The organism is Actinomycetospora aeridis, assembly GCF_037400275.1.
GTDB classification, from domain to species: Bacteria; Actinomycetota; Actinomycetes; order Mycobacteriales; family Pseudonocardiaceae; genus Actinomycetospora; species Actinomycetospora aeridis.
The window spans coordinates 1,004,163-1,028,663 of record NZ_JBBEGL010000001.1 but is presented as its reverse complement, the minus strand read 5'-3'; the positions used below and the strand labels follow the sequence as shown (position 1 = coordinate 1,028,663).

29 protein-coding genes are annotated in these 24,501 nt (G+C 73.6%); 12 read left to right on the top strand and 17 right to left on the bottom strand.

Going from position 1 to position 24,501, the window contains the following annotated elements; genetic code table 11:
* Nucleotides 1-7: 7 nt before the first annotated feature.
* On the bottom strand, nt 8-1,258 hold the full coding sequence (locus WCD41_RS04820) for a sarcosine oxidase subunit beta family protein (RefSeq protein WP_337712225.1): 1,251 nt from the start codon (nt 1,256-1,258) through the stop codon (nt 8-10).
* Complete coding sequence (gene glyA, locus WCD41_RS04815) at nt 1,255-2,568, bottom strand: serine hydroxymethyltransferase (RefSeq protein ID WP_337712224.1); 1,314 nt, start codon at nt 2,566-2,568, stop codon at nt 1,255-1,257. The genes WCD41_RS04820 and glyA overlap by 4 nt, the downstream gene beginning before the upstream one ends.
* A 110-nt stretch (nt 2,569-2,678) precedes the next feature.
* On the opposite strand from glyA, the gene WCD41_RS04810 reads away from it, so the two are divergent.
* Nucleotides 2,679-2,900, top strand: a complete 222-nt coding sequence (locus WCD41_RS04810; RefSeq protein WP_337712223.1) for a hypothetical protein — start codon at nt 2,679-2,681, stop codon at nt 2,898-2,900.
* Nucleotides 2,901-2,993: 93 nt separating this feature from the next.
* Here WCD41_RS04810 and WCD41_RS04805 read toward each other — a convergent pair whose 3' ends face one another.
* From WCD41_RS04805 to WCD41_RS04795, 3 genes are read right to left on the bottom strand one after another with little or no spacing between them, the layout of a single operon-like run.
* Entirely contained in the window at nt 2,994-3,176 is a 183-nt protein-coding gene (locus WCD41_RS04805; RefSeq protein ID WP_337712222.1) for a hypothetical protein, read from the bottom strand.
* Between the two features lie 56 nt (nt 3,177-3,232).
* A complete protein-coding gene (locus WCD41_RS04800; protein ID WP_337712221.1) occupies nt 3,233-3,688 on the bottom strand; it encodes a hypothetical protein in 456 nt (151 codons plus the stop codon).
* Complete coding sequence (locus WCD41_RS04795) at nt 3,685-4,335, bottom strand: DJ-1/PfpI family protein (protein WP_337712220.1); 651 nt, start codon at nt 4,333-4,335, stop codon at nt 3,685-3,687. The genes WCD41_RS04800 and WCD41_RS04795 overlap by 4 nt, the downstream gene beginning before the upstream one ends.
* Nucleotides 4,336-4,411: 76 nt before the next feature.
* Here WCD41_RS04795 and WCD41_RS04790 point away from each other — a divergent pair, with 76 nt between their 5' ends.
* Complete coding sequence (locus tag WCD41_RS04790; RefSeq protein WP_337712219.1) at nt 4,412-4,843, top strand: MarR family winged helix-turn-helix transcriptional regulator; 432 nt, start codon at nt 4,412-4,414, stop codon at nt 4,841-4,843.
* Nucleotides 4,840-5,262, top strand: coding sequence for a DoxX family protein (locus WCD41_RS04785; RefSeq protein WP_337712218.1), 423 nt, complete (start codon nt 4,840-4,842; stop codon nt 5,260-5,262). The genes WCD41_RS04790 and WCD41_RS04785 overlap by 4 nt, the downstream gene beginning before the upstream one ends.
* Here WCD41_RS04785 and WCD41_RS04780 read toward each other — a convergent pair.
* Nucleotides 5,240-5,821, bottom strand: a complete 582-nt coding sequence (locus WCD41_RS04780) for a TetR/AcrR family transcriptional regulator (RefSeq protein WP_337712217.1) — start codon at nt 5,819-5,821, stop codon at nt 5,240-5,242. The two genes, WCD41_RS04785 and WCD41_RS04780, sit on opposite strands and share 23 nt — an antisense overlap.
* Before the next feature lie 103 nt (nt 5,822-5,924).
* Here WCD41_RS04780 and WCD41_RS04775 point away from each other — a divergent pair, with 103 nt between their 5' ends.
* From WCD41_RS04775 to WCD41_RS04740, 8 genes are read left to right on the top strand one after another with little or no spacing between them, the layout of a single operon-like run.
* Nucleotides 5,925-7,418 carry a class I adenylate-forming enzyme family protein gene (locus WCD41_RS04775; RefSeq protein ID WP_337712216.1) on the top strand — a complete coding sequence of 498 codons (1,494 nt, stop codon included), beginning with the start codon at nt 5,925-5,927 and terminating at the stop codon, nt 7,416-7,418.
* The gene (locus WCD41_RS04770) at nt 7,415-8,209 is read left to right on the top strand and encodes an MBL fold metallo-hydrolase (RefSeq protein ID WP_337712215.1); all 795 of its coding nucleotides are present in this window, start codon (nt 7,415-7,417) and stop codon (nt 8,207-8,209) included. The genes WCD41_RS04775 and WCD41_RS04770 overlap by 4 nt, the downstream gene beginning before the upstream one ends.
* 10 nt (nt 8,210-8,219) lie before the next feature.
* Entirely contained in the window at nt 8,220-8,984 is a 765-nt protein-coding gene (locus WCD41_RS04765) for an SDR family NAD(P)-dependent oxidoreductase (protein WP_337712214.1), read from the top strand.
* 8 nt (nt 8,985-8,992) lie between these two features.
* The gene (locus tag WCD41_RS04760) at nt 8,993-11,326 is read left to right on the top strand and encodes a xanthine dehydrogenase family protein molybdopterin-binding subunit (protein WP_337712213.1); all 2,334 of its coding nucleotides are present in this window, start codon (nt 8,993-8,995) and stop codon (nt 11,324-11,326) included.
* Entirely contained in the window at nt 11,323-12,168 is an 846-nt protein-coding gene (locus WCD41_RS04755; protein ID WP_337712212.1) for an FAD binding domain-containing protein, read from the top strand. Before WCD41_RS04760 ends, WCD41_RS04755 begins: the two co-directional genes overlap by 4 nt.
* Nucleotides 12,165-12,644, top strand: a complete 480-nt coding sequence (locus WCD41_RS04750; RefSeq protein WP_337712211.1) for a (2Fe-2S)-binding protein — start codon at nt 12,165-12,167, stop codon at nt 12,642-12,644. The genes WCD41_RS04755 and WCD41_RS04750 overlap by 4 nt, the downstream gene beginning before the upstream one ends.
* On the top strand, nt 12,641-13,954 hold the full coding sequence (locus tag WCD41_RS04745; protein ID WP_337712210.1) for an enoyl-CoA hydratase/isomerase family protein: 1,314 nt from the start codon (nt 12,641-12,643) through the stop codon (nt 13,952-13,954). The genes WCD41_RS04750 and WCD41_RS04745 overlap by 4 nt, the downstream gene beginning before the upstream one ends.
* Before the next feature lie 5 nt (nt 13,955-13,959).
* Nucleotides 13,960-14,775, top strand: a complete 816-nt coding sequence (locus WCD41_RS04740) for an alpha/beta fold hydrolase (protein ID WP_337712209.1) — start codon at nt 13,960-13,962, stop codon at nt 14,773-14,775.
* Nucleotides 14,776-14,792: 17 nt separating this feature from the next.
* On the opposite strand, the gene WCD41_RS04735 is transcribed toward WCD41_RS04740, so the two are convergent.
* From WCD41_RS04735 to WCD41_RS04685, 11 genes are all read right to left on the bottom strand, one after another.
* Complete coding sequence (locus WCD41_RS04735) at nt 14,793-15,662, bottom strand: SRPBCC family protein (protein ID WP_337712208.1); 870 nt, start codon at nt 15,660-15,662, stop codon at nt 14,793-14,795.
* 18 nt (nt 15,663-15,680) lie between these two features.
* The gene (locus tag WCD41_RS04730) at nt 15,681-17,039 is read right to left on the bottom strand and encodes an FMN-binding glutamate synthase family protein (RefSeq protein ID WP_337712207.1); all 1,359 of its coding nucleotides are present in this window, start codon (nt 17,037-17,039) and stop codon (nt 15,681-15,683) included.
* Between the two features lie 15 nt (nt 17,040-17,054).
* Nucleotides 17,055-17,768 (bottom strand): glutamate synthase, encoded by a 714-nt coding sequence (locus WCD41_RS04725; RefSeq protein ID WP_337712206.1) that lies wholly within the window; start codon nt 17,766-17,768, stop codon nt 17,055-17,057.
* Entirely contained in the window at nt 17,756-18,649 is an 894-nt protein-coding gene (locus WCD41_RS04720) for a class II glutamine amidotransferase domain-containing protein (protein ID WP_337712205.1), read from the bottom strand. The genes WCD41_RS04725 and WCD41_RS04720 overlap by 13 nt, the downstream gene beginning before the upstream one ends.
* Before the next feature lie 49 nt (nt 18,650-18,698).
* The gene (locus WCD41_RS04715) at nt 18,699-18,962 is read right to left on the bottom strand and encodes a hypothetical protein (protein WP_337712204.1); all 264 of its coding nucleotides are present in this window, start codon (nt 18,960-18,962) and stop codon (nt 18,699-18,701) included.
* Nucleotides 18,959-19,633, bottom strand: coding sequence for a hypothetical protein (locus WCD41_RS04710; protein WP_337712203.1), 675 nt, complete (start codon nt 19,631-19,633; stop codon nt 18,959-18,961). The genes WCD41_RS04715 and WCD41_RS04710 overlap by 4 nt, the downstream gene beginning before the upstream one ends.
* 1 nt (nt 19,634) lies before the next feature.
* Nucleotides 19,635-21,107, bottom strand: a complete 1,473-nt coding sequence (locus WCD41_RS04705; protein WP_337712202.1) for an APC family permease — start codon at nt 21,105-21,107, stop codon at nt 19,635-19,637.
* Nucleotides 21,104-21,286, bottom strand: a complete 183-nt coding sequence (locus WCD41_RS04700; RefSeq protein ID WP_337712201.1) for a hypothetical protein — start codon at nt 21,284-21,286, stop codon at nt 21,104-21,106. The genes WCD41_RS04705 and WCD41_RS04700 overlap by 4 nt, the downstream gene beginning before the upstream one ends.
* Nucleotides 21,283-21,744 (bottom strand): hypothetical protein, encoded by a 462-nt coding sequence (locus WCD41_RS04695; RefSeq protein WP_337712200.1) that lies wholly within the window; start codon nt 21,742-21,744, stop codon nt 21,283-21,285. Before WCD41_RS04695 ends, WCD41_RS04700 begins: the two co-directional genes overlap by 4 nt.
* Complete coding sequence (locus WCD41_RS04690) at nt 21,741-22,046, bottom strand: hypothetical protein (RefSeq protein ID WP_337712199.1); 306 nt, start codon at nt 22,044-22,046, stop codon at nt 21,741-21,743. Before WCD41_RS04690 ends, WCD41_RS04695 begins: the two co-directional genes overlap by 4 nt.
* 170 nt (nt 22,047-22,216) lie before the next feature.
* On the bottom strand, nt 22,217-22,948 hold the full coding sequence (locus WCD41_RS04685; protein WP_337712198.1) for a FadR/GntR family transcriptional regulator: 732 nt from the start codon (nt 22,946-22,948) through the stop codon (nt 22,217-22,219).
* A 176-nt stretch (nt 22,949-23,124) separates the two neighbouring features.
* On the opposite strand from WCD41_RS04685, the gene glnT reads away from it, so the two are divergent.
* Nucleotides 23,125-24,501, top strand: a complete 1,377-nt coding sequence (gene glnT, locus WCD41_RS04680) for a type III glutamate--ammonia ligase (protein WP_337712197.1) — start codon at nt 23,125-23,127, stop codon at nt 24,499-24,501.

Genomic DNA, 24,501 nt, shown 5'->3' with positions numbered 1-24,501 from the left:
GGCTCCTTCAGTGCGCCACGGCGGCGGCGCCGTGCTCGTCGACGAGGGCTCCGGTGACGAAGCGGTCGAGGCCGAACGGCGCGACGAGGGGGTGGGGGCGGCCGTGGGCGACGGTGTCGGCGAACGCCCAGCCCAGCCCGGGTGTCGCCTTGAAGCCGCCGGTGCCCCAGCCGCAGTTGAGGAAGACGTTCTCGTAGGGCGTGGCGCCGACGATCGGGCTCGCGTCCGGGGTGACGTCGACGATCCCGGCCCAGCTGCGCAGCAGGTGGGCGCGGGCGAACACCGGGAACAGCTCGACGGCCGCGGCCATCTGGCGCTCGATGATGTGGAACGCGCCGCGCTGGCCGTAGCCGTTGTAGCTGTCGACGCCGGCGCCCATGACGAGCTCGCCCTTGTGCGCCTGCGACACGTACACGTGCACCGCGTTCGACATGACGATCGTCGGGTGCACGGGCTCGAGGAGCTCGGAGACGAGGGCCTGCAGCGGGTGCGACTGCAGCGGCGCGCGCACGCCGAGCATGTCGAGCAGCGTCGAGGTGTGTCCCGCCGCGCAGAGGGCGACGGTGCCGGCGGCGATGGTGCCGCGGGTGGTGTGCACGCCGGTGACGCGGTCCCCGTCGCGGACGAAGCCGGTGACCTCGCAGTTCTGGATGATGTCGATGCCGGCCTCGCTCGCGCGGCGGGCGAAGCCCCAGGCGACGTAGTCGTGCTTCGCGATACCGGCCCGCGGCTGGAACGTCGCCCCCTGGACCGGGTAACGGATGTCCGCCGAGACGTTGACGATCGGGCAGATCTTCGCGACCTCGTCGGGCCCGAGCCACTCGGCGTCGATCCCGTTGAGCCGGTTCGCCTCGACACGGCGCACCGAGTCGCGGACGTCCTGCTCGGTGTGGGCGAGGTTGAGCACGCCGCGCTGGCTGAACAGGATCGGGTAGCCGAGGTCCTCCTCGAGGCCCTCCCACAGCTTGAGGGCGTGCTCGTAGATGCCCGCCGACTCGTCCCACAGGTAGTTCGAGCGGATCAGGGTGGTGTTGCGGGCCATGTTGCCGCCCGCGAGCCAGCCCTTCTCGAGCACCGCGACGTTGGTGATGCCGTGGTTCTTCGCGAGGTAGTGCGCGGTCGCGAGGCCGTGGCCGCCTCCGCCCACGACGACGACGTCGTAGACCTTCTTCGGCTCGGCGTCGGTCCAGAGGTGGTCGGGGTGCTCGGGCAGGTGGGCGCCCGGGGGGTTCGGTGCTGTGGTGCCTGGAGTCGTCATGCCTGCAGCTCCGGGTAGAGGGGGTGGCGGGCGGCGAGGGCGGCGACACGCTCGGCGAGCGCGTCCAGCTCGGTGTCGGTGACCTGCGGGCGCAGGGCCCGGGCGATCACGTCGCTGACGATCACGAAGTCGTCGGCGTCGAAGCCGCGCGCGGCGAGCGCGGCGGTGCCGATGCGGACGCCGGAGCTGACCATCGGCGGGCGCGGGTCGAAGGGGACCGCGTTGCGGTTGACGGTGATGCCGACCCGGTGCAGGCGGTCCTCGGCCTGCTTCCCGTCGAGCTCGGAGTCGCGCAGGTCGACCAGGACGAGGTGCACGTCGGTGCCGCCGGAGACGACGCCGACGCCGCGCTCGGCGAGCAGGCGGTCGTCCAGGATCCGGGCAGCGAGGATGCGGGCACCGGCGAGGGTGCGGGCCTGGCGGTCGCGGAACTCGGGCTCGCCCGCGAGCTTGAACGCCACCGCCTTGGCGGCGATGACGTGCTCGAGCGGGCCGCCCTGCTGGCCGGGGAAGACGCTGGAGTTCAGCTTCTTCGCGAGCGCCGTGTCGGCCGAGAGGATCACGCCACCACGCGGGCCGCCGAGCGTCTTGTGCGTCGTCGAGGTGACGACGTGCGCATGCGGCACCGGCGAGGGGTGCAGGCCCGCGGCGACGAGCCCCGCGAAGTGCGCCATGTCGACCATGAACCAGGCGCCGACCTCGTCGGCGATGCGGCGGAACTCCGCGAAGTCCTGCTGGCGCGGGTACGCCGACCAGCCAGCGATGATCAGCTTCGGGCGGCGCTCGTGGGCCAGGGCCTCGACCTCGGCCATGTCGACGCGGTGGTCGTCGGCGCGGACGTGGTAGGCGGCGACGTCGTAGAGGCGCCCCGAGAAGTTGAGGTGCATCCCGTGGGTGAGGTGGCCGCCATGCGCCAGTGCGAGGCCGAGGATCGTGTCGCCCGGCTCGAGGAGCGCGGCCATGACGGCGGCGTTCGCCTGCGCGCCGGAGTGGGGCTGCACGTTGGCGAACTCGGCGCCGAAGAGGGCCTTCAGCCGGTCGATGGCGAGCTGCTCGACGACGTCGACGTGCTCGCAGCCGCCGTAGTAGCGCCGCCCCGGGTAGCCCTCGGCGTACTTGTTGGTGAGGACCGACCCCTGCGCCTGCATCACCGCGAGCGGCGCGAAGTTCTCGCTCGCGATCATCTCGAGCGTCCGGTCCTGCCGGCGCAGCTCGCCGGCGACCGCGGCGGCGACCTCCGGGTCGGCCTCGAGCAGCGAGCGGTCCAGCACCAGGGTGGTGCGGGCCCCGGGGGCGACAGTGATCGACATCCGGCGATCCTCAACGTTGCCAACTGATATATCTGACGGCGACGACTGTAGACATCGAGGCTCGACAGGGTCAACACTTGGCGGGCAACGAGGACGAGGGAGGTCGCGGGATGGACGAGGCAACCGATCAGTGGACGGCCGGGTTCGAGATGGGCCGGCTCGACCAGCAGCTCGCGACGCTGGTCCTGCGCGACCGGACGGTCGGCCTGAGCATCCGCAGCGTCAACCGCGCCGAGGCCGAGGAGATCGCGCGCCGGCGCGGGTACGAGCTCCGGGTGCGCGAGGGCGCCGAGCCTGGCCAGGTGTGGGCGGTGTTCTCGCCGACGCCCTGAACCACGGCGTGTCGGAGATCAGCAGTCCGAAAAGCACCGCTGACCGCTGATCGACAGTGCCTTTCAGCCTGCTGATCTCCGCGTGGGGGCGGATCAGTCGTCAGGTGTCACGAACAGCGCGCCCATGGTCGTCTCGCCGGCGCTCCCACCCGAGAGCGGGTGGCCGATGACCAGCTCCGCACCGGTCACCACGAGCAGCGCGAACAGGAAGATGCCCACGGCGGCGAGGACGTACGGGGCGAAGCCGCCGGACGCCGTGCGCGTTCGTCTGGTCACGGAGAGACAACGACCCGCCCGGTCGAGCGATGCGTTCGCCGTGAGATCCGCGTCGGTCACACGCCCGTCGAGGAACCCGGGCGCACGATCATCAGCACCGTCACCACGGCCCACAGCAGGTTGAACACGCCGGTGGCGGCGGCGAGCCGGCCGGTCGCGGCGACGAGCACCTCGCGGGGGCCGGCCCCCTCGAGCAGCACCTTCTGGCGCGGCAGGACCACGCCCGCGAGGACCCCGGCCGCCGTGAGGGTGAGGACGATCGACACGAGCACCCACGGCTCGCCCAGCACGCCCATCGACGACGCCGTCGCCAGCCCGAACACCGGGACCGCGATGCCGACGAGCGCGTAGGTCCGGCAGATCCGCGCGAGCACCGGCAGGCGGGAGACCGCGCCCGGCTCGTCGTCCAGGGCCCGGCGCGCCTCCGGAGGGAACATGCTGGTCGCGACGCACACCGGGCCGATCGCGATGATCGCCGCGAGGACGTGGACCGAGAGCAGGACGGCGTTCACGCCACCGCCACCGCGGCCCCGGTGGCCCGCCACACCGTGCCCCGCCGCTCGTGGCACATGAGGCCCTCGACGGCGTGGGCGACCTGCGGGCCGATCTCGCGCTCGAGCAGGTAGAGCGCCATGTCGATGCCGGAGGTGACGTTGCCGGCGCTGACGAGGTCGCCGTCGTCGACGACGCGGGCGTCGACGGGCAGGGCGGCGGTGCCGGCGAGGTCGGCGCCGCGCTCGTGGGTCACCAGCGGCCGGTGGTCGGCGAGGCCCGCGTGGGCGACGAGCAGCGACCCGCCGCACACCGTCGCGACGACCGTGCCCGCGCGCCCGACGGCGTCGCGCAGCGCGGGCGTCAGCGGACCCGAGCCGGCGCGTCCCAGGAGCGCCGCGACGCTCCCCTCGACGGCGGGGTCCAGCGAGAGCGAGCCCGCGGCACCGGGCACGACGACGAGGTCGGCGACCGCGGGATCGAGCGTCGCGGTCGCCGTGAGGGAGACCGCGGGGAGCCCGCTCGGCACCTCGCGGGGCCCCTCGACGCTGACGAGCTCGACGGTCACCGCCCCGCCGGAGAAGCCACCGCCCGCGTGGAAGACCTCGAACGGCCCGAGGACGTCGAGGGGGTCGAACCCGTCGAACAGCACGATCTGCACGCGCATGCCGCCTCCTTGGTTTCAGTCGGACTGTAACTGCTTACAGTGTGACTGTAACCCCGCCCGTCCCGGAGGTGTGCCCGTGAGCGAGACGCCGCCGCCCGCGAGCGCCGCGTTCCTGCTCATGGCCCTGGGGCGGCGGATCCGCGAGGAGGTCGAGGGCGCCCTGAAGAACGAGGGGATCGCGCTGCGCCACCTCTCCGCGCTCGGCCACCTCGCGCCGAACCCCGGCCTGTCCTACAGCGAGCTCGCCCGCCGGGCAGGAGTGACACCGCAGAGCATGCAGGCCACGCTGGCGGCCCTCGAGGCGCGCGGCGCCGTCGCCCGCGACACCGACCCGGGCCGCGGCCGCACCGCCGAGCTGCACGTCACGCCCGAGGGCACACGCCTGCAACGCACCGCCATGGCGATCATCGCCGAGGTGGACGACCGCCTGCGCGCCCGGCTCGACGACGAGAGCCACCAGGTGCTCACGCGCGCGCTGTTCACCCTGTTCCGCGGGGAGGTCGAGTGATCCGGGGCGCCGCCCGCATCCTGCTCGGGCTCTTCCTGCTCGTCGCCGGGACCGCGCACCTCACCGTGGCGCGCGACGCCTTCCGCGCGCAGGTACCGACCTGGTTCCCCGCCGACGCCGACGCGGTGGTCGTCGTCTCCGGGGTCGTCGAGATCGTCCTCGGGCTCGCCCTCGTCGCGCTCGTGCGCCACCGCGCGCTCGTCGGGCTCGTCGTCGCGGCCTTCTTCGTGGCGATCTTCCCGGGCAACGTCGCCCAGTTCGTCGAGGGCCGGTCCGCCTTCGGTCTCGACACCGACGCGGCGCGCGGGGTGCGCCTGCTGTTCCAGCCGGTGCTCGTCGCGTGGGCGCTGTGGTGCACCGGGGCGTGGGAGCTCCTGCGGAGGAACAGCCGCAGAGCTAGGACGCGCCCACGATCCTGAGCGCGAACCCGCTGTACTGGTCCGCGACCTCCTCGGCGGTCAGCGCGCCGTCGTCGGAGAACCAGCGCGCGATGCTCACGCACAGCTCGCGGATCGCGAACGAGGCGAGCGCGGGCGACTCGACGTGGAAGTCGCCCGCCTCGACGCCCCGGGCGATCACCGCGCGCAGGGCGTGCTCGTGCTCGCGCCGGCGGGCCTGCATCTCACCGATGGCGGGCTCGGAGAGGCTGCTGGTGTCGCGATTGACGACGAGGGCCTCGCGGCGGTGCGTGGCGTGGCGGTGGGCGTAGACGCGGGTGGCGCGGCGCAGCTGCTCGGCAGGCGGATCGTCCGGGTCGAGCACGCGGTGGAAGTCGTCGAGCACGCCCGCCGTCGTGCGGTCGACGATCCGCAGCAGCAGGTCGTGCTTCGAGCCCATGTGGTTGTAGAGGCTGGGCGTCCGCACCTGCAGCGTCTCGGCGATCTCGCTGAGCGCCGTCCCGTGGTAGCCGCGGCGCGCGAACAGCGTCAGGGCCGCGTCGAGGACGACGTCGGGGTTGAGGCCGGCCCGGGTCACCACCGGCTCATGGTGGCACGGCGAACGAGCGCTCGTGAGTCTTGTCCGATCCTTGTGGTGCTCGCTACGGTCAAACTAACGAGCGCTCATCAGCTTGGGAGGCGCGATGCTGCGTACCGAGGTGATCCGGCCCGTGCACGAGCTGCTCGACGGCCACGCGGCCGCCCGGCCCGACGACGTCGCCTTCGCCGACGACGCCCGTGACGTGTCGTGGCGGCGGCTCGCGACCACCACCCGCCGGCTCGCCGGCCACCTCGCCGCCCGCGGCGTCCGTCCCGGCGACCGGGTCGCGATGGTGATGGCCAACGCCGTCGAGACCGCCGAGACCTACCTGGCGATCCCCCGGGCCGGCGCGGTCGCGGTGTGCCTCAACCCGGACGCCGCGCCCGCCGAGCTCGCCTACATGCTCGCCGACTGCGGCGCCCGCGTCGTGGTCACCGACGTGGCGCACGCCGGACTCCTGGGCCCGGACGTCACCGCGATCGTCGTCGGCGGGGACTACGAGGACCTCGTCGCCGACGAGCCCCCGACCCCGGCGCCCGACCCCACCGACCTCGACGTCACGGCGTTCATGCTCTACACGTCCGGCACCACCGGGCGTCCCAAGGGCGTCGAGCTGAGCCTGCGCAGCTGCCTGTGGGTGGTCGCCGCGTGCTGGGCGCCGATCGTCGGCCTCGGGCCCGGCGAGACCGTGCTCTCGGGGCTGCCGCTGTTCCACTCCTACGCCCTGGACATGTGCGTGCTCGGGATCGTCGCGACGGGGGCGAGCGAGCGCATCCTGCCGCGCTTCTCCCCCACCCGGATCCTCGAGATGCTCGGCGACGGCTACACGGTCCTGCCCGGGGTCCCGACGCACTTCTCCTATCTGCTGCAGGCCGCCGGCCACCGCCCACGGCACCGGCTCCGGATGGCGGTCTCCGCCGGCGCGATCCTGCCCGCGTCGGTGAACGAGACCTTCGAGCAGGTGTTCGGCGTGCCGCTGCTCGACGGCTACGGCATCACCGAGACCTCGACGATGGTCGCGATGAACTGGCCGCACGGGACGCGGCCGTACGGGTCGTGCGGGCTGCCGCTGCCCGGGCTCGCGGTCCGGCTGGTGGACCCCGCCACCGGCACCGACGCGCCGCCCGGCGGCGAGGGCGAACTGTGGGTGCGCGGACCGGGCGTCATGCGCGGCTACTGGAACCGCCCCGAGCAGACCGCCGACGTCCTCGTCGACGGCTGGTACCGCACCGGCGACCTCGCGCGCGCCGACGCGAACGGCTACCTGACGATCTCCGGCCGCACGAAGGAGATGATCATCCGGGGCGGCGAGAACATCTACCCCGCCGAGATCGAGGCCGTGCTCCTGCGGGCGCCCGGGGTGGGCGACGCCGCCGTCGTCGGCCGCGCGCACCCCGACCTCGGGGAGGAGCCGGTGGCCTTCGTGGTCGGCGACCCGGACCTGGACGCGGTGGCGGCGCACTGCCGGGAGCACCTGACGGGGTTCAAGGTCCCCGTCGCCTTCCACCTCGTCGACGTCATCCCGCGCACGGGCTCCGGGAAGATCAAGCGCTTCGAGCTCGCGCGGCTGCTCAGCGGCGAGAAGGCCCCGGCGTGAAGGTCGGCGACCTCGAGGTCCTCCCGATCGTCGACGGGACGGGGCGGGAGCAGGCCCGCGAGGTGCTCTCCGCGCCCGGCGGCGGCGACCGGTGGGCCTGCCACCCCGAGCACCTCGACGCCGACGGGAACCTCGAGCTGACCCTCGGCGGCTTCCTGCTGCGCACCGGCGACCGCGTCGTGCTCGTCGACGCCGGCGTGGGGCGCATCCACAACGACCACTACGCGGGCGGCGGGTTCCTCGACGCCCTCGACGCGCACGGCGTCGCACCCGGCGACGTCACCGACGTCGTCTTCACCCATCTGCACTTCGACCACGTCGGCTGGGCGACCAGCAAGGGGCAGGTCGTCTTCGACCGCGCGACCTACCGCGTGCACGCGGCCGACTGGGCCCACTTCGTCGAGGCGGCCGACGCCGACCCCGGCGCGGTGCGCAAGCTCGCCCCGCTGCGCGAGCGCCTTGCGACCTTCGACGCCGAGCACACCGTCGCCCCCGGCCTCGACGCCCGCCCCACGCCCGGTCACACGCCCGGCTCGACCAGCTACGTCGTCTCCAGCCACGGGGAGCGCGCCCTGCTCATCGGGGATGTCGCGCACTCGGTCGTCGAGCTCGAGGAGCCCGACTGGGAGGCCGTGTTCGACGTCGACCCGGTCGCCGCGCGGGCGATGCGCAACCGCATCGCCGACGAGGTCGCCGACACCGACGACCTCGTCGTCCCCGCCCACCTGCCCGGACTCGCCGTCGGCCGGATCGTCACCTTCGGCGACCGGCGCCGCGTCGTCATCTCCTAGAAGGAGCCCCATGGATCTGCAGCTCGCCGGCACCACCGTGCTCGTCACGGGGGCCGGGCAGGGCCTCGGCCGCGCGATCGGCGAGGGGTTCGCGGCCGAGGGCGCCCAGGTCGCCTTCGGCTACAACACCTCGTCCGCCGGCGCCGAGGAGGCGGCCGAGGCCGCGCGCGCCGCGGGGGTGAAGGCGATCGCGGTCGCCGTCGACACCCGTGACGACGCGGCGGTCACGCGTGCGGTCACGACCGTGGAGGCCGAGCTCGGGCCGATCGGCGTGCTCGTCAACAACGCGGCGGTGACCAGCCGCGGGCGCTTCCTCGAGCGCGACGCCGACGAGTTCGCCGCCGAGATCGACGTGACCGTCACCGGCACGGTGCGCATCTCCCACGCCGTCGTCCGGCGCATGGCCGAGCACGGCGGCGGCGCGATCGTGTCGCTCATGGGCGACTCGGGGCGGGTCGGCGAGTCCGGGCTCACCGTCACTGCGACCGCCCGCAGCTCGACCCTCGGGCTGACGAAGTCGCTGGCCAAGGAGCTCGCGCGCCACGGCATCCGCGCCAACGCCGTCTCGATCGGGCTGGTGCAGACCGACCGCTTCTCCGACCACGCGGGCGGCACCGACGACGAGCGCCTGAAGAAGATCACCGCGCTCTACCCGCTGCGCCGCCTCGGGCGCCCCGAGGACGTGACCCCGACGATCCTGCTGCTGGCCTCGCCGTGCTCGTCCTGGACCACGGGCCAGGTCGTGTCGGTCAACGGCGGCTTCGCGATGCCATGAGTGGTGCCATGACGCCCGACGACCAGCACGCCCCCGCCAGCGGCACCTCGGTGCGCCGCAAGGAGGACGTGCGCCTGCTCACCGGGCGCGGACGCTTCGTCTCCGACCTCGCGCTGCCGCGCATGCGCCACGTCGCGTTCGTGCGCAGCCCGGTCGCGCACGGCCGCATCACCGGGGTCGACGTGGCCGAGGCGCTCGAGGTCGACGGGGTGTCGGCGGTGTTCACCGGCGAGCACCCGGCGATCGCGCCGGTCGCGCTGCGCGCGCAGTCCGCCCTGCCCGGCTACGTCGAGACCGACCAGCCGCCCCTGGCACGCGGGAAGGTGCGCTTCGCCGGCGAGGCCGTCGCCGCCGTCGTCGCCGCCGACCGCTACCTCGCCGAGGACGGCGCCGAGGCGGTCGTCGTGGACTACGACCCGCTGCCGCCGACGGTCTGCGCCTGGGTGGAGCCCGAGCACCCCGTGCACGACGAGGCGCCGGACAACGTCCTGCTCTCCCGGACCTTCCGCGCGGGCGACGCCGACGCCGCGCTGGCCGAGGCGCACGTCGTCGTCGACCGCGAACTGACCACCAACCGCCACGGCGGCAACCCCATCGAGTGCCGCGCCGGCGTCGCCCGATACGAAGATCGCAGGCTGACGTTCTGGTCGGGCACCCAGGTGCCCTACATCGTGCGCACCCAGCTCGCCGAGCTGCTCGACCTGCCCGAGGGCAACATCCGCGTCATCGCCCCCGACGTCGGCGGCGGGTTCGGCGTCAAGGCGGTGCTCTACCCCGAGGACGTCGCGCTCTGCCTCATGGCGATGGCGATGCCCGGCGTCCCGCTCAAGTGGGTCGAGGACCGCGTCGAGCACCTGCTCGCGGCCACCCACGCCCGCGACCACCGCTACGTGCTGCGCGCGGGGTTCGCCGCCGACGGCGAGCTGCTCGCGGTGAGCGCCGACGCGTGGTGCAACGCCGGCGCCTACTCCGTCTACCCCTGGACCGCGGGCATCGAGCCCCTCATGGCCGGTGGCCTGCTCACCGGGCCGTACAAGCTCGCGCACTACACGTGCACCGTCCGCGGCGTCGCCACCAACACCAGCCCGTCCGGGCCGTACCGCGGCGTCGCGCGTCCGTCGACGGTGTTCGCGATGGAGGCGCTGATGGACTCGGGCGCCCGCGCGCTCGGCATGGACCCGATCGCCCTGCGGCGCCGGAACCTCATCCTTCCGGCCGACGTGCCCTACCGGATGCCGTCGCGGCTGGTCGACGACTCCGGCGCCTACGAGGCCTGTCTCGACAAGGCCGTCGCCACCTTCGACCTCGACCGCTGGCGCGCCGAGCAGACCCGGCGTCGCGTCGAGGGCGGGCGCCCGCTCGGCATCGGCGTCGGCGTCTACAACGAGCTCACCGGCCTGGGCCGCGCCGCGTCCGCCGGGCCCCGCATGGCGTTCCGCACCGGCCACGACGCCTGCACCGTGCGGATCAACCCCGACGGCGCGGTCACGGTGTTCTCCGGCGTCACCTCCCAGGGCCAGGGCCTCGAGACGACGATGGCGCAGGTCGTCGCCGACGCCCTCGGCGTCGACTACGACGACGTCGAGGTCCGCTACGGCGACACCGACTCCTCGCTGTGGGGCTTCGGGGCCTTCTCGTCGCGCCAGGCTGTGATCAGCGGCGGCGCGGCGCACCTCGCGGGCGAGCACGTCCGCGGGCAGGTCCTCGCGCTGGCCGCCGCGCTGAAGGAGGCGCCGGTCGAGGAGCTCGACCTGCGCGGCGGGCAGATCCACATGGCCGGCCAGGAGAAGCCGATCATCTCGCTGGCCGAGGTCGCCCGGGTCGCCTACCTGCAGTCCGACCGCCTGCCCGAGGGCTTCGAACCCGGGCTGGAGGGGACGAGGTTCTACGACCCGATCCGCGGGGCGTTCGCCGCCGGCGCCCAGATCGCCGCCCTCGAGATCGACCCCGCCACCGGCGAGATCGGGATCCTGGACTGGGTCTGCGTCGAGGACGCCGGCCGGATCGTCCACCCCGTGATCGTCGACGGCCAGATCGCCGGCTCGATCGCCCAGGGCATCGGCGGCGCCATGTACGAGCACCTCGTGTACGACGACGCCGGCAACCTCTCCACCGGGACGCTGCTCGACTACCTCATGCCGACCGCCGGCGAGATCCCCGAGCTGCGGATCGGGCACGTGAGCACCCCGGCCGCGAACCCGACGGGCGTCCGCGGGGTCGGCGAGGGCGGCACGCTCGCGCCGAACGCCGTGGTGGCCGGAGCGGTCGCCGACGCGCTGGGCGTCGAGGTCGACGACCTACCCGTCACCCCCGCCCGGGTCTGGGAGCTGGTGCAGCGATGAAGTGCCCGCCGTTCTCCTACCACCGCGCGACCGACGTCGCCGACGCCGTGGCCGCCCTGCAGGCCGCCGACGACGAGGGCAAGATCCTCGCCGGAGGCCAGAGCCTGGTGCCGGTCCTCGCGCTGCGCCTGGCGCGGCCGTCGGTGCTCGTCGACGTCAACCGGGTCCCCGGGCTGGACTCTCTCGAGCGGCGCGACGGGGTGCTGCAGGCCGGCGCGCTGGTCCGCCACCTCGCGCTCGCCGGCCAGGCCCTCCATCCCCTCGCCGCCGAGGCCGCCCGCTGGATCGGGCACACCGCCATCCGCAGCCGCGGGACGCTCGGCGGCAGCCTCGCGCACGCCGACCCGTCGGCGGAGCTGCCCGCGGTGCTGCGCGCCTGCGACGGCGCGGTGCACGTCGCCGGCCCCGCGGGATCGCGGCGCGTCGGCGCCGACGACCTGTTCGTCGGCGCGCTGCAGAGCGCCGTCGGCGAGAACGAGATGATCACCGGCGTCGAGCTGCCGGTGCCCGACGCCTGGGGCTTCGCGGAGTTCGCGCGGCGCCACGGCGACTTCGCCGTCGTCGCGGTCGCCGCCGCGCGCTTCGGCGACCGGGTGCGCGTGGCCGTCGGCGGCGTCGCCGGTGTGCCCCACCTCGTCGACGCCGGCGACCTCGACCACGTGGGCGACGAGATCTCCGACGACCACGTCGCCCTCCTCGCCGCGGCCGCCGCCGACGACGTCGACCCGGCCTCCGACCTCCACGGCTGCGCCGGGTACCGCCGTGCGCTCACCGAACAGATGACCCTCCGGGCGCTCGCGGACCTCGCCGGGCGTCCCCAGCCCGTCCGGGAGCCGGCATGAAGATCACGCTGACGGTCAACGGCGAGCGGCACCGCGTCGACGTCGAACCCCGCCGCACCCTGTCCGACGCGCTGCGCGAGGACCTCGGCCTGACCGGCACCCACGTCGGCTGCGAGCACGGGGTGTGCGGCGCGTGCACGGTCCTCGTCGACGGCCTGCCCGCCCGCGCCTGCCTCATGTTCGCGGTGCAGGCCGACGACGCCGAGGTCGCGACCGTCGAGGGCCTCGCCGCCGACGACGGCACGCTGCACCCGCTGCAGGAGGCGTTCTCGCGGTGCCACGGGCTGCAGTGCGGCGCCTGCACGCCCGGAATGCTCATGACCGCGGCCCATCTCCTGGAGACCGATCCCGACCCTGGTCGCGAGCGGATCCGCGCGGAGATGGCCGGCAACATCTGCCGCTGCACCGGCTACGTGGGCATCGTCGACGCCGTCGAGGACGCCGCCCGGCGGTCCCGTTCGGAGGCGACGTCGTGACCTTCGCGCGCGACGCCGCCCTGCTCTCCGAGCGCCTCGGCGCGCTCGACGCCGACCTCGACGAGCTGCCTCCCCGGCCCGAGCGGACCGAGAGCCAGCAGGAGCAGGCCACGACGCTGCTCGAGCGGGGCCGCGCGGCGCGCGAGGGCTTCCTCGACCACCACCTCGGCGCCGTGTACGACGCCCTCACCGACGGCGCCACCCGGACGCTGCGCGCCGCGGAGCTCACGTACGCAGCCGCCGAGCTGGTGCCGGGCCTGACCCCGACCCGCGAGCGCATCGCCGCCGAGCGCCGGCACCCGCAGAAGGACAAGGAGGGCCGGGAGGTCGACCAGGGAATCTTCCTGTCCCGCGTCCTCGACGACGCGCGCACCGGCTACCACCTGATGCACGCCATGGCCCAGCCGCGCCGCGAGGCGCTCGACCTGCTCGACCACTTCCGGGAGACCGGTCGGGTCGACCTCGGGACGTGCCGGCTCGAGCGTGACGGCACCGTCGGGCACCTGACGATCGCGCACCACAAGTACCTCAACGCCGAGGACGACGAGTCGACCGCGGCGATGGAGACCGCCACCGACCTCGTCCTGCTCGACGAGCGGATCGAGGTCGGTGTCCTGCGCGGCGACGAGGCCCGGCACCCGCGCTACGCGGGACGCCGCGTCTTCGACACCGGCGTCAACCTCACCCGGCTCTACCACGGCGAGGTCTCGCTGATCGAGTTCTTCGTCGAGCGCGAGCTCGGGCTGATCACCAAGTGGTACCGCGGCCACAGCCTCGGAGCGGGCGAGGTCAGCATCGTCGAGCGGCGCCACGAGAAGCCGTGGATCGCCGCCGTCGACACCTTCGCCATCGGCGGGGGCTGCCAGTTCCTGCTGGTCATGGACCGCGTCGTCGCCCGGTCCGGCGCCTACGTCAACCTCCCGGCACGGCGCGAGGGCTTCCTGCCCGGCTGCGGGAACATGCGCCTGCCCCGCTTCGTCGGCGAGAAGGTCGCCCGCCAGGGGATCTTCTTCAACCGCGACATCGACGTCGACTCCCCCGAGGGCCGCCTCATCGTCGACGACCTCGCCGCCGACGAGGCCGGGATGCAGGCGGCGATCGACGACGCCGTCGACGCCCTCACCGCGACCGGGTCGGTCGGCGTCAACGCGAACCGCACCCAGATGCGGGTCGGCGTCGAGCCGCTCGAGACCTTCCGGCACTACATGGCCAACCTCGCCGTCGGCCAGGCGCGCTGCATGTACTCCCCGGCGATCATCCGCAACCTCGAGCTCGCCTGGGATCCGAAGCGACGCGGTGGTGTGAAGTAGACGCCGTGATCACTCCCGACGGTGTCGAGCTGGCGGTCCAGGTGCACGGGCCCGAGGACGCGCCACCGATCCTGTTCCTGCACGAGTTCGGCGGCGACCACCGCTCGTGGGCGCCGCAGGTCGCACACTTCGCGGACCAGTACCGCTGCGTCACCTACGACGCGCGCGGCTACCCGCCCTCGGCCGTGCCGACCGACCCCGCCGCCTACTCGCAGGACCACGCCGTCGCCGACGCCGTCGCGGTGCTCGACGACCTGGGGATCGAGCGCGCCGTCGTCGTCGGCAACTCCATGGGCGGGTTCGCGACCCTGCACCTCGGGCTGCGCCACCCCGGGCGCTGCGTCGCCCTCGTCGTCGCGGGCTGCGGCTACGGCGCGCCCCCGGAGCAGACGGAGGCCTTCCGCGCCGACGCGCTCGCGCTGGCCGACGCCTACCTGCGCGACGGCAGCGCCGCGGTCGCCGCCGACTACGGGAACCGCGCCTCCCGGCAGCCGCTGCGCCGCCGCGACCCCGCCGCCCACGACGAGCACCTGCGGATCCTCGCCGAGCACAACCCGACCGGCGCGGCCCTGACCATGCGCGGCGTGCAGGCCGCGCGGCCCTCGATCTACACGCTGCGCGACGAGCTCGCGACGATGACCGTGCCGACCCTGCTCGTCGTCGGCGACACCGACCGCGACGCCCTGGACGCCAACCTCGTGCTCGCCGCGACGTTGCCGGACGCGGGGCTCGCGGTCCTCCCCCGCACCGGGCACCTCACCAACCTCGAGCTGCCGGAGGTGTTCAACGGGCTCGTGGCGGACGTCCTCCCGTCAGCGTGAGGCCGAGGCCCGGGTCGTCAGCCCTCGGCGACCACGGCGAGCCGGTCGAGCGAGTCCCGCAGCCGGTCGGGGGTCGTGGCGCGGGCGCGCGCGAAACGGTGCTCGTCGACCAGGTGGGTCCAGTCGTAGGTGTGCCGGACGGCGGTGCGCCCGCCGCTGAGGGGCTGGAGCTCCCAGCGCCACCGGTGACCGGGCGGTGGCGTGCGGCCGGGGTCGGACGGCGTCCAGGCGAGCAGGCGGCCCTCGTCGAACTCGACGACGTGGTTCTCGCGCTCCTCGCCCATGGTCAGCCGCGTGACGAAGACGTCGCCGACGCCCCGGACGCGCTGCCCGTCGGCGGCCTCCGCGAGGTTGTCGTTGCCGTCCCACGCGGGCTGGCGGGCGGGGTCCGCGATCAGCTCGAACACCGTCGCCGCCGGCGCCGCGATCACCCGCGCGGCCGTGACCACCCGCGGCGCGTCGAACAGGGCGGCGAGGCGGTCGAAGGCGCCGCGGACGATCTCGCCGTAGGGGTCGTCGCCGAGCACGCCGAGCACCTCTTGCCCGCGGGCGAGGTGGTGGCGCGCCCGGTCGTCGTCGCCGACCCGTCGGTAGTCGTCGGCGAGGCCCAGGTGCAGCGACGGGTAGAAGTGCGCGACCTCCCGGGAGGCGACCTCGTCGGCGGACTCCAGCGCCCGGAGATCCCACGCCAGCTCCTGCTCGGCGTCGGGCTCGGCGTCGGCGGCGAAGTGCGCGACCACGCAGCGGTGGTAGGCGTCGTCGTCGGCCGCCGCGACGCCCCACAGCTCCGCGAACGCCGCCCGCGCCCCGTCCACGTCGCCGGACCGGAACAGCTCCGAGGCGGCGCCGATCTGAGTCATCACGGGGTCCGCGGCAGGGTCGGTCACGCCCCGCACCGTAGGCCGTCAGAACCCCTGGCCGGGAATCCAGTTCGTGCCGGCGAGCGGGACGCGGGCCATGGCGGCGGCCTCGATGGTCAGCGCGACGAGGTCCTCGGGCTCGAGGTGCAGCACGTGGGCCTTCCCGCACGCCCGCGCCAGCGTCTGGGCCTCCATCGTCAGCACGCGCAGGTAGTTCGCCACCCGCCGGCCACCCTCGACGGGGTCGAGGCGGGCGGACAGTTCGGGGTCCTGGGTGGTGATCCCGGCGGGGTCGCGGCCGTCCTGGAAGTCGTCGTAGTACCCCGCCGCCGAGCCCATCGCCTCGTACTCCGCGGCGTACTGCGGGTCGTTGTCGCCGAGCGCGATCAGGGCGGCGGTGCCGATGGCGACCGCGTCCGCGCCGAGGGCCATGGCCTTGGCGACGTCGGCGCCGGTGCGGACGCCGCCGGAGACGATGAGCTGGACCTTGCGGTGCAGCCCGAGCTCCTGCAGCGCCTGCACCGCCTGCGGGATCGCGGCCAGGGTGGGGATGCCGACGTGCTCGATGAACACCTCCTGGGTGGCGGCGGTGCCGCCCTGCATCCCGTCGACCACCACGACGTCGGCGCCGGCGGCGACGGCGAGCTTGACGTCGTAGTAGGTGCGGGTCGCGCCGACCTTGACGTAGACCGGCTTCTCCCAGTCGGTGATCTCGCGCAGCTCGCCGATCTTGATGGCCAGGTCGTCGGGGCCGGTCCAGTCGGGGTGGCGGCAGGCGGAGCGCTGGTCGATGCCGGGTGGGAGGGTGCGCATCTCGGCGACCCGGTCGGAGATCTTCTGGCCGAGCAGCATGCCGCCCCCGCCGGGCTTGGCGCCCTGCCCCAGCACCACCTCGATCGCGTCCGCCGCCCGCAGGTGGTCGGGGTTCATCCCGTAGCGGCTCGGCAGCAGCTGGTAGACCAGCGTCTTCGACTCGCCACGCTCCTCGTCGGTCATCCCGCCGTCACCGGTGGTCGTCGACGTCCCCGCCTCCGACGCGCCCCGCCCCAGCGCCTCCTTCGCCTGCGCGGAGAGGGCACCGAAGCTCATCCCCGCGATCGTCACCGGGATGTCGAGGTGCAGGGGCCGCGTGGCGTGGCGGTCGCCCAGCACCACGTCGGTGTCGCAGCGCTCGCGGTAGCCCTCCAGCGGGTAGCGCGACATCGACGCCCCCAGGAACAGCAGGTCGTCGAAGTGCGGCACCGCGCGCTTGGCGCCCCACCCGCGGATGTCGTAGACGCCCGTGCGCGCCGCGTGCTGGATCGCGGCGATCGACGCGCGGTCGAACGTCGCCGACTCCCGCAGCCCCCGCTCCGATGGGCTGTTCAGTCGGGTCGAGCTCCGCTTCGCTTCGTCTCCCGGCATCTCAGTAGCTCCCCATCAGTAGCTGGCGCTGTGCTCGCTGGTGAAGTGGTAGAGCGTCCGCCCCGAGCCGTACCGGCGGAACTCGTCGACGGCGTGGTCGAACCCGGCCGCCGCCAGCAGCTCGGCGAGCTCGGCACGGTGCTCGTCGCGCATCTCCTTCTCGACGCAGTCCGCGCCGAGCGTCCCGACGCGGCCGCGCACGTAGAGCCGCGCCTCGTAGATCGAGTCGCCGAGCCCGTCGCCCGCGTCGCCGCAGACCACCAGACGCCCGGCCTGCGCCATGAACGCGCCCATCGCGCCGATGTCGCCGCCGACCACGATGTCGATCCCCTTCATCGAGATCCCGCAGCGCATCGACGCCCGGCCCTCGACCACGAGCAGGCCGCCACGCCCCGTGGCGCCGGCCGCCTGCGACGCGTCGCCGCGCACCCGCACGGAGCCCGACATCATGTTCTCGGCGACGCCGTTGCCGGCCGACCCGTCGACGACGACGTGGCCGTGCTGGTTCATCCCCGCGCAGAAGTAGCCCGCGTTGCCCCGGACGTGCACGTCGATCTCGGCGTTGATGCCCGCCCCGATCGCGTGCGCGCCCAGCGGGTTGAGCACCTCGTACGACGTCGCGGTCGGCGCGTGGAGCTCGGCGTTGAGGGCGCGGACCCCCGACTCGCGGAGGTCGACGGTGACGGGACCGGAGCGCCCCTCGGCTTCCGCACGGCTCAACGCCGCCATGTGTACACCTTTCCGTGGTCGGGTTCGGTGACGCGGGCCTCGCCGATGCCCGGGAGGTCGGCGAGCGCCCGGAACTCCGAGGCCATCGCCACCCACCGCGGGTGCTCGGCGATCACGGCGGGCTTGCAGGCGATCTCGTCGCGGACCACCGCGAACCCCTCGTCGGTGGTGACCAGCAGCGTGTAGAAGCCGTCGAACGTCTCCCCCAGCCGCAGCAGCGCCTTCTCGAGGTCGTCACCCTCGGCCAGGCAGGCGGCCACGAACCGGGCGCCGACCTCCGAGTCGTTCTCCGAGTCGAACGTGACCCCCTGGCGGCGCAGGTCGCGGCGCACGGTGGCGTGGTTGGAGAACGACCCGTTGTGCACCAGGCACTGGTTCGGACCGACCGAGTAGGGGTGGCAGCCCTCCGGGATGATCGCGGACTCGGTCGCCATGCGCGTGTGGGCCAGCCCCTGCCAGCCGGTGACCTCGCGCAGCCCGTAGGTGACGGCGAGGTCCGACGGGTGCCCGACGCCCTTGTAGACGACGAGGTCGTCGCCCCGCCCGACGACCAGCGCGTCGGGCGCGGCCGCGGTGACCGCGGCCACCAGCGCCTCGGCCGCCACCGGCGCCGTCAGGACCGTGGTGTCCCCGACGCGCGCCGCTGCCACCGGGGGCCGGTTCGGCAGCAGCGCGCCCACGGTCACGTCGAGGTCGCCGGGCGCGCGCAGCACGGACACCGCGCTCTGTCCGGGCGGGTTGCGCTGGTCGTCGCCGTAGACCGCGACCCCCACCGAGTCGGGCCCGCGTTCGGAGACCCCGCAGAGCATGTCGTCCAGGAGCCTGCCGAGCTGCGGATGCAGCTCGGGGTCGCGCAGGTGCAGACCGATGATGCCGCACATGGAGGAGAGCCTTCCTGCGTCGGAGGGACCTACGGAGGAGACGGCGGCGTCACCCGCCGACGGGTGCCGCGTGGGCCCGACGGGCCGCCCACGTGTACGCGTCGAACACGCTCACCGCGTAGACGAACAGCCCGCCGGCCAGGCGGCCGACCAGCGAGGTGTCCGGCGTGGTGAGCTGCCAGGTGATCACGCCGAGCAGCAGCGTGTAGAAGGCGAACATGAGGCCGCGCACCGGCAGCTTGACCAGGACGTGGCCGCACCCGGGCAGCACGACGGCGACGAGCAGCACCATCCACGACCGGATCCTCATCATGGTCTCGCCTCCAGGGGGGCCTCGACACCGTCGCCGACCTCGGTGAGCACCGCGACGGCACGGGTCAGCGCCTCCGGCCGCAGGCGCGGGCGGCCGAACACCACGCGCCGGGTGGTGCGGTAGCTCGCCTGCTCGGCCTCCGCGACCCGCAGGACGACCCGCAGGCCGCCCCGGCCGATGCCGAGCTCCTTGGTCTCCGGCTCGCCCAGCAGGCCGGTCGCCGGCGCCAGCACCCCGGGCGAGGGCGCCCGCCCCGGCCCCGCGCACGAGACGCGGACCGGGCGGGGCGCCCCGGCGGGCGGCGTGAGCTCGTGGGTGAAGCCCGCGTCGGGCGAGAAGAACTCGGTGCCGGTCGGGCGGAGCAGGACGTTGAGCGTGCCGGGGACGGCGAGCGCCCGGTGCACGACGACCTCGACCCACAGCACCGGCAGCTTGCGCAGCGCCACGGACTCGACGATCGCGCGCAGCGTCACCGGCTGCCCGTCGAGGTCGCCGGTGAGCACCGGGTAGCCGCCGCGCTCGCCGCGCAGCCGCGCCCCGTCGAGCAGGGGCACGACGTCGGCGAACAGCGCCCACCGCTGCGCGCCCTCGGCCCGCCGCGCCCGGCGGTGGAGCACGGCGAGCGTGACGATCCCGGCGGCGACCAGGACGATCACCACGGCGGTGGTCATCTCAGTACCCCTGCGGGCGCGGGAGGTCGGCGGTGAACTGGGCGCCCCGGCGGACGAACTTGTAGCGCCGCAGCACGAACCAGATCGAGGCCAGCAGGTAGAACGCCAGGATCGAGAGCAGCGCGACGCCGTACCCGAGGAACGTCGCGAAGAAGACGACGGCCGCGAGCGCCAGCAGCGCGATCGCCGGCGCCGGGTGCAGCGGCAGCGTGTAGGCGCGCGCGATCGTGCCGAGCGGCCACAGCTTGCGGAACCGCATGAAGCTCGGGCCCATGAAGCTGTACATCAGCAGCCCCGACAGGATCGAGAACGTGATCACCGTCGAGAGCAGCGTCGGCTGGTCGAGCACCACCGGGAGCAGGGCGAACGCGATCGCCACCGGCACGAGGAACACGATCGCCCGGAACGGCGTGTGGTACCGCGGGTGCACCGCGCCGAACCACTCCGGCAGGTAGCGGTCGCGGCCCATCGAGAACCACGCCCGGGAGGCGTCGTTGATGCACCCGTTGGCCGACGCCAGGGTCGCGCACAACGTCCCGAGCAGCAGGAGCACCACCAGCACGTCCTGCCCGGAGACCAGCGCGGCGTCGAACAGCGGTGTGATCGCGGTGCCCAGGTAGTGCCAGGGCAGCGTCCCGGCGCAGACGTACCAGGTCAGCGACGCCGCGATGATCAGCGTCATGATCCCCGCGAGGCTGCCCAGCGGCACCGAGCGCGGCGCGGAGCGGCACTCCTCGGCGGCCTGGGCGGTGCCCTCGATGCCGAGGTAGAACCACATGCCGAACTGGAAGGCCGCGATGACACCGATCCAGCCGTACGGCAGCGCGTTCGTCGCGTCGCCCGCGAGCCCCGCCAGGTCCATCTCGGCCGACGGCGACCACGCCCGCAGGCCGATGAACAGCACGAGGATCGTCACGAACGCGAACCCGGTGATGACGAGGTTGAGCGTCAGCGACGCGAACACGCCGCGGTAGTTGAGGAACGCCAGCGCGAGGATCGCGAGCACCGCGAACGGGTACGGCGAGAGCTCCTGCTCGCTGCCGAGCAGCCCCGACAGGGCCGTGAGCAGCGCGCTCATCACGTTGGCGTTCGCGGCCTCGAGCATCGTGTAGGCGAGCGTGAGGTACAGCCCCACGTTGAATGCCATCAGCGGCCCGACGGTGTGCTTGGCCTGCGCGTACTGCCCGCCGGCCGCCGGGATCGCCGAGGTGACCTCGGAGTTGATCATCACGATGCACGTGTAGAGCAGGCCGACCACCCAGCAGGCGACCAGCGCGCCGTACATGCCGCCCTTCTCGACGGCGAAGTTCCACCCCATGAACTCGCCGACGAGCACGATCCCGACGCCGAGCGCCCAGATGTGCATGGGGGCGAGCACGCGGCGCAGGGCGGGGCGTTCGTTGCCGGGCCCGTCGTCGGTCCCCGTCGCGGCCGCCGGCGGGGCCGGGGCCGGGGCGTCCTCGGTGGCGCTCATGCCGACCGCACCCCCGCTCCGTCCGCCGGGGCGGGCGGGTCCTCGAGCGGGTCCGGAGCGTTGACGAGCGACGACTCGTCGTGGCGTCGCCCCGTCCGCACCAGGTCGCTCACCAGCCAGATCGCGAGGATCGCGCTGAGGATCCAGGCGATCAGTTCCACCACGGCCACGGCACTCATGACTGCCTCCCGGGGTCGGTGTCGCTCTCGGTGCCGGCGGGACCGAACCGTTCCTCGACGACCTCGCGGTACTCGCGGAACGACGCCCTATAGACGAACCCGAGGTAGAGGGCCAGCAGCACGATCGTGCCGAGCAGCGCGAGGACGTCGATCTCGTACTTGTCGTCCGCCGGCTGGTTCGCCTCGACGCCCGCCGAGATCGTCGGCAGGTCGGCGACGCCGGCGTCGATCATCTTCTGGTACTGGGTGCGCTCGCCGGGGGTCAGCGGCAGCTCGGCCAGCGGCCGGGTCTCGGTGGTCGTCTCGTCCTCGGCGCTGGTGATGTAGGTGGTGGCGAACAGCGTCACGAAGATCAGGGCGAGGATGACCAGGGCGTCGAGGAGCTGGCCGCCCACCGACTGCTTCGGGGGCTCGTAGTGCTCGCGGCGGGTGCCGCCGCCGTCGATCCCCGCGCTCACGACGTCCTCCGCGCGGCGTCGCGGGCCGCCCGCTGGGCGTCGAGGTTCTCGATGTCCGGGCGGTAGACCTGGTCGCTCGCCAGCCGGTAGCGGCGGACGAGCGCCGCGGCCGAGGCGGTGTTCAGGCCCCCGAGCAGGACGAGCGCGACGGCGAGCACCACGAACAGCCCGGTGCTCGGGACGGTGGGCGCGGCGGCGACGAGGACGAACACCAGCACCACCCACATCGCGACCGTCGCGGCGAGGGCGAGGAGCCGGTCGCGGCGCAGCAGCACCGCGATCCGGTCGTCGAGGCTCTTCATCTCAGTTGCCTCCGGGCGCGGCGCTCCGGCGTCGACGAGCGTTCCGACGACGTCGTGCGGGCGCTGGTCCGTGCTTTGGTCCGGTTCGCAGACCATGGACGGAAGGAGAGTAGGTGGCCCGCGCCACACCGTGTCAACCCCGCGTGAAACGGACCGGTGCCCGGAACGGGTCAGGCGGACGACCACGCGGAGTCGACCTCGGAGCCGTCCTCCTCGCCGAAGACGATCGCCCGCAGCTGGCGGCGGGCCCGCTCGAGGTGGGCTCGCATCGCCTCCGCGGCCGCCTCGGAGTCGCCGTCGCGCACGGCCTCGTAGATCGCCTGGTGGTCGCGCAGGGTCTCCTCGACGGGCTCGCGGAACGGCAGCAGGTCGCGCGGGCTGAACAGCTCGCCGCGGGCCGTCTCGACGGCGTCGCACAGGCGGTCGTTGCGCGCCGCCCGGGCCAGCGCGACGTGGAAGCGTGAGTCGGCCTGACGGAACGCGGTGCGCCCGATGACGTCGCGCAGCGCGACGAGCGACTCCTGCACCGGCGCGAGCGTGACCTCGGTGTGCCGGTGGGCCGCCAGGGCGGCGGTCTGGGTCTCCAGGGCGATGCGGAAGTCGACGATGTCGTCGATCTCGCCGGCCTGCTCGCGCATCCGGGCCCGCCACGCCTCGGCGGGGCGGCGCAGCTCGGTGACGTAGGTGCCCCCGGCCGACCCCCGCCGGACCTCGACGTAACCGTCCTCGCGGAGCTGGCGGATCGCCTCGCGGAGGCTGATCCGCGCCACCCCGAGCTGCTCGGCGAGCTCGCGTTCGGCGGGCAGCCGCTCCCCCGGGCTGACGTCCCCACGGTGGATGCGCAGGCGCAGGTGGTCGGCCACCGCCTGGGTCAGCGACGTGGAGGTGACCTGCCGGGCCATGCACCGAGACTAGCGCGCACGGTCACCCTGTGTATCGAGCCGCGATCCGGGCCCCTCCACGGCCTCCGACCGGATGTGACGGGGTTGACACTCCTCGCCGTTCCCGGTTGCCTCTGGCAAAGGTTCTAAGTCCACACCTTGATCCGCGGTCGGCGCGGCAGAGGGAGGCCCGGCTCATGGCCACCGGCGATGACAGTGCACACGACACCGCACGGAACGACCTGCGGGAACGTGCCGAGGCCGACGGCATCGAGTTCTTCCTCGCGATGTTCGTCGATCTCCACGGCAAGCCGTGCGCGAAGGCGATCCCGTTCTCGTCGTTCGACCTGCTGATGGACGGCGGCGCCGGGTTCGCCGGCTACGCCGCGGGCGACCTCGGGCAGTCCCCCGCCGACCCGGACGTGCTCGTCGTCCCCGACCCCGCGTCCTACACCCCGCTGCCCTGGAAGCCGGGCGTCGCGGTGCTGCACTGCGACCCCCACGTCGAGGGCAAGCCCTGGCCCTACGCGCCGCGCGTGATCCTGCAGCGCCAGCTCGCGGAGCTCGCGGACAAGCGCGGCTGGGTGTTCAAGACCGGCACCGAGCTCGAGTACAGCCTGCTGCGCCGTCGCGAGGACGGCACGCTCGAGTTCGCCGACCCGCACGACACCGCGGCCAAGCCCTGCTACGAGGTCAAGGGCCTGACGCGGATGTGGGACCACCTCTCGACGGTGTCGCGCCACCTCAACACCCTCGGCTGGGGCAACTACGCGAACGACCACGAGGACGGCACCGGCCAGTTCGAGAACAACTGGGAGTACGCGGACGCGCTCACCACGGCCGACCGCACGATCTTCTTCCGCTACATGGTCCACATGCTGGCGCACGACGCCGGCATGGTCGCCACGTTCATGCCCAAGCCGTTCAGCACCGTCACCGGCAACGGCCTGCACATCCACCAGAGCCTGTGGACGCAGGACGGCACGCCGCTGTTCGCGGACGACGCGGACGCGCTGGGCCTCTCGCCGACCGCCCGCCACTACCTGGGCGGGCTCATCGAGCACGGCCGCGCGGTCGCCGGGATCATCTGCCCGACCGTCAACTCCTACAAGCGCATCGGCGTCGGTGCGCCGACGTCCGGTTCGACCTGGGCGCCCGCGTACGTCGCCTACGGCGGCAACAACCGCACGGTGATGCTGCGCGTCCCCGAGGGCGGGCGCATCGAGCACCGGGGCGTGGACGGCTCGGCCAACCCCTACCTCGCCGCCACCGCGCTGCTCGCGGCCGGCCTGGACGGCATCGACCGTGAGATCGATCCGGGCGCGTGCACCGACGACAACCTCTTCACCCTGCACACCGACGAGGTGCGCGCCCGGGGCATCAAGCACCTCCCGAAGACGCTGGACCGCGCCGTCGAGGAGCTCGTGACCGACGACGTCCTGCGCGCCGCCCTCGGCAAGACCTCGGGCGGTGACTTCATCGACTACTACGCCGCGGTGAAGCAGGCCGAGTTCGACGAGTACCACGCGTCGGTGTCGGACTGGGAGGTCCGGCGTTACCTCACCCAGGCCTGA

Excerpts from the sequence above, each read along its gene's own strand:
- WCD41_RS04820 (WP_337712225.1), bottom strand. The coding sequence starts at position 1,258 with ATGACGACTCCAGGCACCACAGCACCGAACCCCCCGGGCGCCCACCTG.
- glyA (WP_337712224.1), bottom strand. The coding sequence starts at position 2,568 with ATGTCGATCACTGTCGCCCCCGGGGCCCGCACCACCCTGGTGCTGGAC.
- WCD41_RS04810 (WP_337712223.1), top strand. The coding sequence starts at position 2,679 with ATGGACGAGGCAACCGATCAGTGGACGGCCGGGTTCGAGATGGGCCGG.
- WCD41_RS04795 (WP_337712220.1), bottom strand. The coding sequence starts at position 4,335 with ATGCGCGTGCAGATCGTGCTGTTCGACGGGTTCGACCCCCTCGACGTC.
- WCD41_RS04775 (WP_337712216.1), top strand. The coding sequence starts at position 5,925 with ATGCTGCGTACCGAGGTGATCCGGCCCGTGCACGAGCTGCTCGACGGC.
- WCD41_RS04765 (WP_337712214.1), top strand. The coding sequence starts at position 8,220 with ATGGATCTGCAGCTCGCCGGCACCACCGTGCTCGTCACGGGGGCCGGG.
- WCD41_RS04760 (WP_337712213.1), top strand. The coding sequence starts at position 8,993 with ATGACGCCCGACGACCAGCACGCCCCCGCCAGCGGCACCTCGGTGCGC.
- WCD41_RS04755 (WP_337712212.1), top strand. The coding sequence starts at position 11,323 with ATGAAGTGCCCGCCGTTCTCCTACCACCGCGCGACCGACGTCGCCGAC.
- WCD41_RS04750 (WP_337712211.1), top strand. The coding sequence starts at position 12,165 with ATGAAGATCACGCTGACGGTCAACGGCGAGCGGCACCGCGTCGACGTC.
- WCD41_RS04730 (WP_337712207.1), bottom strand. The coding sequence starts at position 17,039 with ATGCCGGGAGACGAAGCGAAGCGGAGCTCGACCCGACTGAACAGCCCA.
- WCD41_RS04725 (WP_337712206.1), bottom strand. The coding sequence starts at position 17,768 with ATGGCGGCGTTGAGCCGTGCGGAAGCCGAGGGGCGCTCCGGTCCCGTC.
- WCD41_RS04720 (WP_337712205.1), bottom strand. The coding sequence starts at position 18,649 with ATGTGCGGCATCATCGGTCTGCACCTGCGCGACCCCGAGCTGCATCCG.
- WCD41_RS04715 (WP_337712204.1), bottom strand. The coding sequence starts at position 18,962 with ATGATGAGGATCCGGTCGTGGATGGTGCTGCTCGTCGCCGTCGTGCTG.
- WCD41_RS04710 (WP_337712203.1), bottom strand. The coding sequence starts at position 19,633 with ATGACCACCGCCGTGGTGATCGTCCTGGTCGCCGCCGGGATCGTCACG.
- WCD41_RS04705 (WP_337712202.1), bottom strand. The coding sequence starts at position 21,107 with ATGAGCGCCACCGAGGACGCCCCGGCCCCGGCCCCGCCGGCGGCCGCG.
- WCD41_RS04700 (WP_337712201.1), bottom strand. The coding sequence starts at position 21,286 with ATGAGTGCCGTGGCCGTGGTGGAACTGATCGCCTGGATCCTCAGCGCG.
- WCD41_RS04690 (WP_337712199.1), bottom strand. The coding sequence starts at position 22,046 with ATGAAGAGCCTCGACGACCGGATCGCGGTGCTGCTGCGCCGCGACCGG.
- WCD41_RS04685 (WP_337712198.1), bottom strand. The coding sequence starts at position 22,948 with ATGGCCCGGCAGGTCACCTCCACGTCGCTGACCCAGGCGGTGGCCGAC.
- glnT (WP_337712197.1), top strand. The coding sequence starts at position 23,125 with ATGGCCACCGGCGATGACAGTGCACACGACACCGCACGGAACGACCTG.